Below are 9,943 nucleotides of genomic sequence, written 5' to 3'. Positions count from 1 at the left end.
CGGATGCGGGTTGGCATCCCCCTGTGTGGTGAAGAGGGTTTCTCCGCCCAGCGTCTGTGCAATGGAAATGATCCGGTGCGTGACCACTTCCGGTTCACCCGCACATGTAGGAGACGGACTGATATATCAATTCTCCGGCGCGATGTTAGGATTGGAATTACAGCAGAGTCACTAAGCTCGACCAAGATTCCGCTTGGGCCAGATACCGAGGAATGGAGAGTCCTTTGAACGCACTTCCCGTCCTACCGCCGGCAGCAGAAGATGCCGTCCTGTCCCAGGCAGAGGCAGCCTACCGGCAGTTGCGCGACAAGCTGATCATGCTCGAAATCAGGCCCGGCGAGCCGATCAACGACGGACAGCTGGCGGCTGAACTTGGCTATGGCCGCACACCCGTAAGGGAGGCCATCAAACGTCTTGAAATCGACCATCTGGTGGTCTCCTACCCGCGACGCGGTACGTTCGCCACCAGCGTGGACTTCACCGAGCTGGCCGATGTCTCCGAGATCCGTGAACTCCTGGAGCCGCTCGCTGCACGTCGCGCCGCAAAGAGGGCAAGCGCCCAAATGCGGCAGGAGCTCCTTGCCACGGCAACAACCATCGCCACAATGGACCCCAGCCCCGCGGAGTCCCGGGATCTCATGCGGTATGACCTGACAGTGCATAGGTTGATTTACAAGGCTGCTGCCAATCCTCATCTGGAAGACACCCTGATCCGCTACGACAACCTCGCGACGCGTATCTGGTGCCTTGTGTTGGACAAAGTCCCGTCGGTCAGCGGCCACATCACCGAGCATGTGGACTTACTAAAGGCGGTGGCTGAGGGTGACGCCGACAAAGCAGGTGAGCTTGCCCTTCACCATGTAACGAGCTTTGAGCAGACAATCCGCAAGGTTCTGTAGCCAGTCGCTACCTCCGTTTCCGGAGTTTAGGCCACTTCACGCTGAGCAGAATCAGTGCCAGCAAGGCTGCGTCCACGGTCATAATTCCGGCTATAAGGTACGCCCATCCCGCCACAATAATCTCCTGACTTGGTCCCCCAGGCCGATCGATTTCTCAAGTGTCGCACGGCTGAGGCCTCGACGGAATGCCCGCGCGGAGATGCAAAGAATCCGCGGATTTGATCTGCGCGTCAAACCGCCACGCAATGTCAGCTTCGTCGTACTTCCCGGTCTAGGATCAAACTGTGGAACTAATCGAGGTAACGCTAGAGGCGGCCTTTTGTCGGGTCTGCGGGCGCCAGAAACTACTCAAGAGCATGGATCATGGCTGCAAACACTGACCCTGAATCTGACATTGACGCTGAGGGCGGGCAGCACGGCGGCGTTCAGTCCGTAGACAGGGCATTGGCTGTACTGGAAATCCTCGCTCGCGACGGCCATGCCGGCGTGAGCGAAATCGCCGAAGAGATGCACATTCACAAATCCACTGCTTCGCGGCTGCTCGGCTCGCTGGTGAGCAGGGAGATGGTCTACCAGAACAGCGAACGCGGAAAGTACCAGCTGGGCTTCGGAATCCTGAGGCTGGCCAGCTCCATCCCCGGCAGACTGAGCCTGGTCCGGGAGGCCCGCCCTGTGCTGGAAAGCCTGGCGGAGCAATACAAGGAAACTGTAAACCTGGCCGTTCTGCGATCCAACTACGCCGTGAATGTGGACCAGGCGATGGGCCCCTCAACATTGGCTACCTACGACTGGGTGGGCAGTCTCACGCCACTTCACGCCACCTCCAGTGGAAAGGTCCTGCTGGCGGCGCTCTCGGCCGACGAGAGAGAGCAGATCCTGAAGGAGACCGGCCTGCCTGCCAGGACTCCCCGGACCTTCACCAACAGGGGAAAGCTGGAAAAGCAACTGCTGGACGTTTCCCGCCAGGGCTACGGCGTTGCCCGGGAAGAGTTCGAGATCGGACTCAACTCCATGGCTGTTCCCGTGTACAACCATGTGGGAATGGTAATCGGCGCCGTCAGTATTTCCGGGCCTGCTTTCCGTTTTGATCCTGAGAAGACGCCGGGTCTCGTTGAGGCATTGAAGCAGGCAGGGCTGCAGATCAGCGCGAACATGGGCTACACGAGACGCTAACGCTAAAATGTCGGACCCTTGCAAGATGATGGAGGCATGGACGGCGGAGCAGTGGTGGGGGCGTTTGACGCCATCGAGGCTGCCATTGCTGTGCTTACTGCCGAAGTAGCTGACTCTGGAGCCGGGCCGTCATCTGCTCCAGATCCGCTGGGCGGCTTGGCCCACGGCTGCCTGGATATCCTCGCCCGGGTCTCCAGGTCCGAGGCGCAGATGGCTGCTCTTAAGGCCGCGGCTGCTGCGACATACACGGAGACGGCCGCTTCCCTCGCCTCACCAGTTGCGTCAGCGCAGGATGCCGCGGCCCGGGAAATGTCTGTCACCGCTGAGGTCGCGTGCGTGCTGACCATCGGCGAACGCGCCGCTGGAGCGTTGCTGGACCAGGCCCATGCACTCACCACCACATTGCCGCTGACCCTTTCTGCACTGCAGGCCGGCAGCATTTCCTGGCAGCATGCCCGGGCCATGATCGATGAAGCAGCCTGTCTTGATCCCGTTGGAGCAGGGGCATTGGAAGCACATTTCCTGGATCCTGAGGCGCCCCATCCGGCCCGTGGCTGCCCTCCCGGGGAACTGCCGGCATCGCGGTTCCGTCACAAGGCCCGCACTTGGCGCGAACGCCACCACGCTGAAAGCATCGAAAAGCGGCACGCCAAAGGTGCCTTGGACCGGCGCGTGGAGTACACGCCCGATCACGACGGCATGGCGTGGCTGTCTGTCTATCTGCCTGCAGCCACAGCCAATGGGATCTGGAACCGCACCACTGCCGTCGCAAGGGGCCTACAGGGACCCGACGAGTCGAGGACCCTCCCCCAGTTGCGGGCCGATGTGCTGGCTGCGGGCGTGCTGAGCACTGGGAGCGCTGGCATGCGGCCCGGGCATGTCCCGCCCCCTCGCGCGCAGGTCCTGGTGACGGTGCCCGTGTTTTCGCTGCTCGGTGCCACCGATGAGCCTGCGATGCTCGACGGGTACGGTCCGATCCCAGCCTCCATGGCCAGGGGCCTTGTTGCCAACGGCGCCGACTCGTTTTACCGGGTCCTGGTCGATCCGCGCGATGGTGCGCCGCTGGAAATCGGCCGCACAAGCTACCGGCTCACTAAAGCCATGCGCAACTGGCTCCGGTTGCGCGACGGAAAATGCCCCTTCCCGGGTTGTAGCAACCACTCGCTGGACAACGAAGCAGACCACCTCCTCGCCTGGCACAAGGGCGGAACCACCGGTATCAACAACCTCGGACAGCCCTGCCCCAAACACCACCGGCTCAAGCACGCCAGCACCTGGACCCCCACAGCGGCGGCAAAGAACGAACCTCCCGGATGGACCTCACCCTCCGGGCGGCACTACAGAAGCGAACAGCAGGACTGGGAACCACCTAACTGGCCCAGGAATCTAAAACGCACGCTGAATTTGCCCGCGCTGAACTCGGAAAAGCAGCTGCCGCACTCAACCCCGCCTTATGCTCCGTGCCGCCACTCGTACTTCGAGCACGCCGGTCAGACCTTGGGAGAGGACTCATTGCAGCAGTTCCTCCACGCCGACGCCTGATTTCCTAACCGACCAGGGTCTTCTTTGTGCTGTTCCCGGCTGGTTCCGGGCGGAACTAAGACGCGCCAGGCATTCCCGGCGCGCCTTATATGTGTTGAGTTCACCGGCTACTGTGAAACCTTCGCCAGCGTCTCCTGCTCCGCTCCGATGGTGGTGTTGTCGCCATGACCGGTGCGCACCACGGTCGCGGGAGGGAGTGTGAGCAGGCGCTCCCGGATCGATGTGAGGATAGTGGGGTAGTCGCTGTAGGATCTCCCGGTCGCGCCAGGACCGCCGTTGAAGAGCGTATCTCCGGTGAACACCGTTCCTTCCTCCTCTAACAGGAAACACGTGGAGCCGGGCGAATGACCGGGGGTATGGATGGCCCGCAGACTCGCGCCTGCCACCTCTATAACGTCGCCGTCAGCAAGGTCCTGCTCCGGCCTGTCGCCGGGATAGACCTGCTCCCACAGCATCAGGTCGTCAGGGTGCAGGTGGATTGGCGCATCCACTGCCTCAGCAACTTCCCTGGCCGCCCCGATGTGGTCGTTGTGCGCGTGCGTCAGCAGGATGGCCAGCACCTTCCGGCCGCGGACCTGGCTGATAATTGCGGCAGCGTCATGCGGGGAGTCGATGATCACGCATTCGTCGTCGTTCCCCACGATCCAGACGTTGTTGTCCACGTCCCAAGTACCGCCGTCGAGCGAAAAAGTTCCCGAGGTGACCAGGTTCTCGATGGTGACGCCCATCAGAGCTTCACCACCTGAGGGAGTTCAACTACTGATCGGAGGACCTTGCCCTCATGCATCTTTTCGAAGGCCTCCTCCACCTGGTCAATGGTGATCCGCTCCGTGACGAACGCGTCCAGGTTCAGGTTTCCCTGCTTGTAGTGCTGGACCAGCATCGGGAAGTCGCGGGACGGCAAGCAGTCCCCGTACCAGGATGACTTCAGGGAGCCGCCCCGGCCAAAGACATCCAGCAGCGGCAGTTCGAGCTTCATGTCCGGCGTCGGGACGCCCACCAGCACCACGCGGCCTGCTAGATCGCGGGCGTAGAACGCCTGCTTGTACGTCTCCGGACGGCCGACGGCGTCAATCACCACATCAGCACCGTTGCCTCCCGTCAAGGATCTAATGGCCTCGACCGGGTCCTCTTTGGAGGAATCAATCCCGTGGGTGGCGCCCAGGGACCTGGCCAGCTCCACCTTGTTGGCGTCGATATCGACGGCGATGATCGTGGTGGCACCTGCCAGCTTCGCCCCTGCGATGGCGGCGATACCCACGCCGCCGCAACCGATCACCGCCACAGACTCGCCGCGCTTTACCTCGCCAGTGTTGATCGCGGCCCCAATTCCGGCCATCACACCGCAGCCGAGCAGCCCGACGGCGGCGGGATCGACGTCGTCATCCACCTTGGTGCACTGCCCTGCAGCCACAAGGGTCTTCTCAGCGAAGGCGCCAATGCCGAGTGCGGGCGAGAGTTCGGTGCCGTCCTCAAGGGTCATCTTCTGTGTGGCGTTGTAGGTGTTGAAGCAGTACTGCGGCTGTCCCTTGGCGCAGGCCCGGCAGCTGCCGCAGACGGCCCGCCAGTTGAGGATGACACGGTCGCCTGCCGCCACTTCGGTAACGCCGGGACCGACCGCGCTGACAACCCCTGTGGCTTCATGGCCCAGCAGGACGGGGAAATCATCGGTGATTCCGCCTTGCTTGTAGTGGAGGTCGGTGTGGCAGACGCCGCAGGTGAGGATGTCCACCAAGGCCTCGCCTGGACCCGGATCCGGTACCAGAATGGTCTCCACCGTAACCGGAGCGTTCTTTTCCTTGGCGATGACTGCCTTTACTTTGTGAACCATGTTTCCTGTGTTCCTTTCGTTGGTCGGACGAATAGCGCCCACCCGACTACCAAATACTAGAGTCTGGGGCGTCCAGTGGCCGCTACCCAAAGGGATGGCTCGCTGCGCCCAAAGGGATGGTTCCAGGCTGGCTGGGATCACTTGGCCGATCGAGAATTGCGTATTACACAACAAGATGCACATGGCGCGTACTGAAAAATATGGCAGTCAGCACGCAAGGGTGTCAATAGTGGCCCAAATGCCAACAATGGCCCGTAGTAGAGGGGACGTTCCGGGATGATTACCGGGTTGGGTTCGGTCCTTGCCACACTCTCACCTTCATTGCTGCCACCAGGAGACGTTGGTTCAGAATCATTGAAAATGCGACGCCGAGGAAGAAGGCTGCGATCGAGATGGCCACCGGGACAGCAGCCATTCGCCCGAAGTTGAGGAGGATGATCATGGCAATCCCTCCGAGGAATGACAGTGCCGCCATTATGAAGCAGAAGATGATGACCGGTGGGTTGCTACGGATCGCCTGCTCCACCCGTGGGATGTATCCGGCAGGATTGGGTGGCTTTTTGCTGAACCTCAGTCCAGCCGAGATCAGCCAGCCTAGCCCCGACATGATCAATCCCAGGACGGTCATCCCCATCCCGGTCTCAATTTCCGCGGCCTGACCAACCGCCAGTGCGGTGATTGCATAGACCGCCCCGCAGATGGCCAGCAGCATTGGGAAATACCACCATCCGAACACCACGGCTCGGCGCTGCACAACAGCTACGGCGAGGGCAACCTCAGGTGGCGTGGCCGGGTCGTATTTCATGGTCCTCCGATAGGACTGGATGGTTTGAACTATGGCGAAGCCTCGACGAAGTGGGCGTAGCCGCTCCCGTGTATGGTCACCGCGGCCATGTGGTCGAGGCAGTCCTTCTCCCCGGACTCCGGTTCGCGTCCCTCAAGACTGCCCTACGGCTCGAAGTGAACGGCCTCGGCAGGATCCAGCGCGAGGTGGATACTCGCCAGATGGCCGGGCATGAGATCCGGCAGTTCATCCAGTCTGAACCAGCCCACGGCCAGGGATTCGTCATCGTTGACCCGAGGTTCTCCAGAGACATGGCGGCAGCGGAAGGCAACGTCAAGGAATTCGCAAACGTCGCCGTTGGGGAATGTCACCGGGCCCACGGTGCCTACAGAGACTACGCGCTCTGGTTCGGCGATGATCGCGGTCTCCTCGAAGATCTCGCGGACAATCCCCGGTGCGGGGTGCTCGCCTGGTTCGAGCATGCCGGTAATCAGTGCCCACTGTCCGTTGTCCGACCGTTGGCCCAGCAACACACGGCCTTCATCATCGAAGACAATGCCCCGGACGGCCGGCAGCCACAACGGGTCGTTGCCAATCTTCTGACGGATTTTGAGAATGTAATCCGGAGTCGCCATCACGTCAGCCTAGCTGAGGATCCACAACGGAAAGAGACAAGGAAGGTAAACGGCAAGGACAGATTCAACCTGCTGCCTGGCCGTAGGGATTGGGCCCGGAGTCCTTCAGCTCCACGGTGCCATGGCCGTTCCGAAGCACCAGGGACTCCCCCACCAGCTCCCAGGTCACTGCCTGTTTGAAGAGCTCATGGGTCCAATTTTCATAGCTGCCTTCGGGCCCCTGGCATGCCATCGCCGTCGAGACAATGTCGCCTGGAATCAGTTGGTTTCCTTGGACCGTCACACTCACGCCCATCGAATTACACGGTGTTCCCACGCCAATAGTCCAGGTGTCGTTCACGAAGATGGACGACACCTCAAGGGGCTGGGCTTTCAGCCACTCAAGCTCGCCGGAGCCATCCCTACCGCCAACAGAGGTAAACGTACGGCACCCGAACGGTCCCCCCTGGCAACTGGGAACCGGATTCGGGGTAGCGGGACTGGCGGGCATGGGCTCCAAGGGCTCGCCAGGGTCCGACGGCGGGTCTGATTTCCATGGCTCGGCCGACCCCAGCGGCACGCCCGGTTCCAACGGCGAATCAGGCGGCAGCGGGATCTGCGAAGCCCTCTCGGCCACTGGGATTGTGGGCTTCGGAGCAGGTGCCCCGGGCAGATCACCGCATCCTCCCAAGGCAACGGTCAATGCGACCGCAACAAGGACTGCCCGTGCAATCCTGCTCAAAAGGCTGCCCGCCACTTTACAGCCTCCCCAAGTTCGCCCGTATGGCTGTGTGTACTGATGCCAGTTTCCTCCCAGGGGGAAGCAGCGGAAAGTCGGGCCGGTAACGGAATGGCGGCAATTTCAACAGCGCCTCGAGCAGCGGCAAATTCCTGCAGACGCATTTTTCGGCGGCGTCAGACCAACCAATTCCTCATGCCGGAAGAAACAGCATGGCCGTGGCGGAGCCGGCCAGCATAAAGGGCCCAAAAGGGATATCTGATTTGAGGGTTCCCCTCCGGGCCGCCAGCAGTCCCAGACTCCACAATCCGCCAAAGAGGAAGGCGGCAAAGGTGCCGGCAAAGATGTGCGCCCAGCCAAGATACCCAAGGTAGATTCCCAACACTCCTGCAAGCTTGACGTCACCAAACCCCATGCCGGGCGGATACACCTGTCGGAGAATGAAATAGAAGAGCCACATGACAGCAGCGCCTGCCAGAATGCGGAGCCCGGGTATGCCCCAGAGGGCGGCTCCGCCGTCGGGTGCTTCCGCAACCGCAAGGGCACCGGACACCGCATAAACCGTCGTCGCTCCCAGCAGGAGTGCGCCGGCCACGCCATAGGAGGGAAAAACGATCCGGTTCGGCAGCAGGTGGTGTTTCACGTCGATAACAGTGAGCCATGCCGCCATGACCAGAAAGTAGGCGCACGCCGCCAACACCAGCCAGAAGGCTAAAGGTGTTGCTTCCCACAGTTCGCCCAGTCGTCGGATCACTCTCCGGATGCTACCGGCTTTTCCCGGCCTGCGAACGACGCCCGCGCGTAAACTGTGGATATGTGGTCGTGGGACACCCAGCACCAGGCGGAATCCGCCCAGCAGAATGGCAGTATGGACGCGCCTACGCGGTTCCGGAACCTGTGCCGGTCCTCACCCTGGAAGTGGCAGACCCTCCGCTTTGAGTACCGCGAACAACCCCCTGATTCCCCGATAGCAGGCAATGCCTCGGAGTCGGTTATGGTCCGGGCCTGGCTCCGACGCCCCGGAGCCCTTCGTCTCGAATCAGCCGATGGCACGGTGCTGCACAGCACCACCGGCATCAACGACTCCCGCGACGGTCTCTACGTCAGTTCCACCCGGAAGTCCTGGTTGCTGCCGCCACAGCTGGTGACACCCGTGTACGACGACGGCGGGCTGGTCCGCCGCCGTCCCGAGGCCGCCTACGGTGAGCCTTGTTTTGGAAACGGCCGCTTCGCAGCGGCCCTGGACCCCGTGGAGCTGGCCGGAAATTCCCCGGTTCCCGCTGAATTCCCCAACCTGAATGCGGTGGAGCTGACTTCCATCACTGAAGTGGATCACGAGGGACGGCCTGCAATGCAAGCCATAGCGGTCCCTAACGCTGCTTATCGGCCAACTGATCCGTCGGCGCCGCTCTGCCGCGAGGGCCGCAATCTGGTGAGGGTCGACGTCGGTACGGGCGTGTGCGTTGCCAGCAGCTGGCTGGACGGCCCTTCCGGCGGTCACTGGCTAAAGATCCTGGCCGTCGACGAGTACATGCTTGACGATCTGTTCCTGGCCGAGTCCATGAACCTGACGGATGTCCGCCGCCATATCAGCTGGGACATCCCCGACGGCGTGTGAATCCCCGGCGGGAAACCCGGCGGCGTGAGACTCCTCCGGAACTCCGGCATTGGGACTAGGCTTCCTGAATGACTGCCCTCAGCACCATCTGGCCCCCCTTCGGGCTCACCCTTACTACTCCGCGTCTTGAACTGCGGCCGATCCGCGACGAGGACATCGCCTCCGCTGTGGAGGCGGCCGCCAGTGGCATCCATGAACCGGGTCGCAGCCCGTTCAGCAATCCTTGGACGGAAGTTCGACCTGATGAACTTGGAGCCAACATGGCGCGCTGGTATTGGCAGTGCCGGGCCGGCACCTCTCCGGAGTCATGGATGCTGCTCTTCGGCGTCTGGCATGAGGGCCAGTTTCTGGGATGCCAGGACATGGAGGCAAAGGACTTCGCAACGCTGAAGACTGTCTCCACCGGGTCCTGGCTCAGGAGCAGCGCCCAAGGACTCGGGTTCGGCAAGGAAATGCGCGCGGCCCTGATCCTCTATGCCTTCGACTACCTGAAAGCCGACCTTGCCAGGTCCGAGGCGCTCGACTGGAACGCACCCTCCCTCGGTGTGTCCCGGTCCCTGGGCTACGAATCCAACGGAACAAGCCGCCAGGCCTGGTCCGGTACCCGGCGCATCGTCCATCAGATCCAGGTAACTCCGGAAACATTCAAGCGCCCCGACTGGACCCTGAAAGTACAAGGCCACGAGCCCCTGGCCCACTTCCTTAAATTTTGACCGGCCGAGCGGGAGCCGAGACACCGTGCT

The 9,943-nt window shown here is 61.9% G+C and carries 11 protein-coding genes; 5 read left to right on the top strand and 6 right to left on the bottom strand.

Translation table 11 applies throughout. From position 1 onward, the window contains the following. Nucleotides 1-212 precede the first annotated feature (212 nt). From MU551_RS21705 to MU551_RS21695, 3 genes are all read left to right on the top strand, one after another. Entirely contained in the window at nucleotides 213-899 is a 687-nt protein-coding gene (locus MU551_RS21705; RefSeq protein ID WP_372489911.1) for a GntR family transcriptional regulator, read from the top strand. A gap of 363 nt (nucleotides 900-1,262) precedes the next feature. Beyond that, nucleotides 1,263-2,072: an IclR family transcriptional regulator gene (locus MU551_RS21700; RefSeq protein WP_247048626.1), complete on the top strand. Its 810-nt coding sequence runs from the start codon at nucleotides 1,263-1,265 to the stop codon at nucleotides 2,070-2,072. A gap of 36 nt (nucleotides 2,073-2,108) precedes the next feature. Further along, a complete protein-coding gene (locus MU551_RS21695; RefSeq protein ID WP_247048640.1) occupies nucleotides 2,109-3,614 on the top strand; it encodes an HNH endonuclease signature motif containing protein in 1,506 nt (501 codons plus the stop codon). Nucleotides 3,615-3,721: 107 nt separating this feature from the next. Here the strand turns inward: MU551_RS21695 and MU551_RS21690 are convergent, their stop codons facing one another. The 6 genes from MU551_RS21690 to MU551_RS21665 form a co-directional block, all read right to left on the bottom strand. Continuing rightward, nucleotides 3,722-4,342 (bottom strand): MBL fold metallo-hydrolase, encoded by a 621-nt coding sequence (locus tag MU551_RS21690; RefSeq protein WP_247048625.1) that lies wholly within the window; start codon nucleotides 4,340-4,342, stop codon nucleotides 3,722-3,724. Beyond that, complete coding sequence (locus MU551_RS21685) at nucleotides 4,342-5,445, bottom strand: S-(hydroxymethyl)mycothiol dehydrogenase (protein WP_247048624.1); 1,104 nt, start codon at nucleotides 5,443-5,445, stop codon at nucleotides 4,342-4,344. Before MU551_RS21685 ends, MU551_RS21690 begins: the two co-directional genes overlap by 1 nt. Nucleotides 5,446-5,725: 280 nt before the next feature. Further along, entirely contained in the window at nucleotides 5,726-6,250 is a 525-nt protein-coding gene (locus tag MU551_RS21680) for a hypothetical protein (RefSeq protein WP_247048623.1), read from the bottom strand. Nucleotides 6,251-6,393: 143 nt separating this feature from the next. Continuing rightward, nucleotides 6,394-6,864 (bottom strand): NUDIX hydrolase, encoded by a 471-nt coding sequence (locus MU551_RS21675; protein WP_247048622.1) that lies wholly within the window; start codon nucleotides 6,862-6,864, stop codon nucleotides 6,394-6,396. A gap of 64 nt (nucleotides 6,865-6,928) precedes the next feature. Beyond that, the gene (locus MU551_RS23535) at nucleotides 6,929-7,600 is read right to left on the bottom strand and encodes an META domain-containing protein (protein WP_247048621.1); all 672 of its coding nucleotides are present in this window, start codon (nucleotides 7,598-7,600) and stop codon (nucleotides 6,929-6,931) included. A 175-nt stretch (nucleotides 7,601-7,775) separates the two neighbouring features. After that, nucleotides 7,776-8,336, bottom strand: coding sequence for a prepilin peptidase (locus tag MU551_RS21665; RefSeq protein ID WP_247048620.1), 561 nt, complete (start codon nucleotides 8,334-8,336; stop codon nucleotides 7,776-7,778). 114 nt (nucleotides 8,337-8,450) lie between these two features. Here MU551_RS21665 and MU551_RS21660 point away from each other — a divergent pair, with 114 nt between their 5' ends. Beyond that, on the top strand, nucleotides 8,451-9,200 hold the full coding sequence (locus MU551_RS21660) for a hypothetical protein (protein ID WP_247048619.1): 750 nt from the start codon (nucleotides 8,451-8,453) through the stop codon (nucleotides 9,198-9,200). Between the two features lie 68 nt (nucleotides 9,201-9,268). Continuing rightward, nucleotides 9,269-9,913: a GNAT family N-acetyltransferase gene (locus MU551_RS21655; protein ID WP_247048618.1), complete on the top strand. Its 645-nt coding sequence runs from the start codon at nucleotides 9,269-9,271 to the stop codon at nucleotides 9,911-9,913. Nucleotides 9,914-9,943 lie beyond the last annotated feature (30 nt).

It is taken from the genome of Arthrobacter rhizosphaerae, assembly GCF_023062595.1.
GTDB classification, from domain to species: domain Bacteria; phylum Actinomycetota; class Actinomycetes; order Actinomycetales; family Micrococcaceae; genus Arthrobacter; species Arthrobacter rhizosphaerae.
Note: the sequence above shows the minus strand (reverse complement) of the source record. Positions and strands in the feature narration are given on the sequence as shown.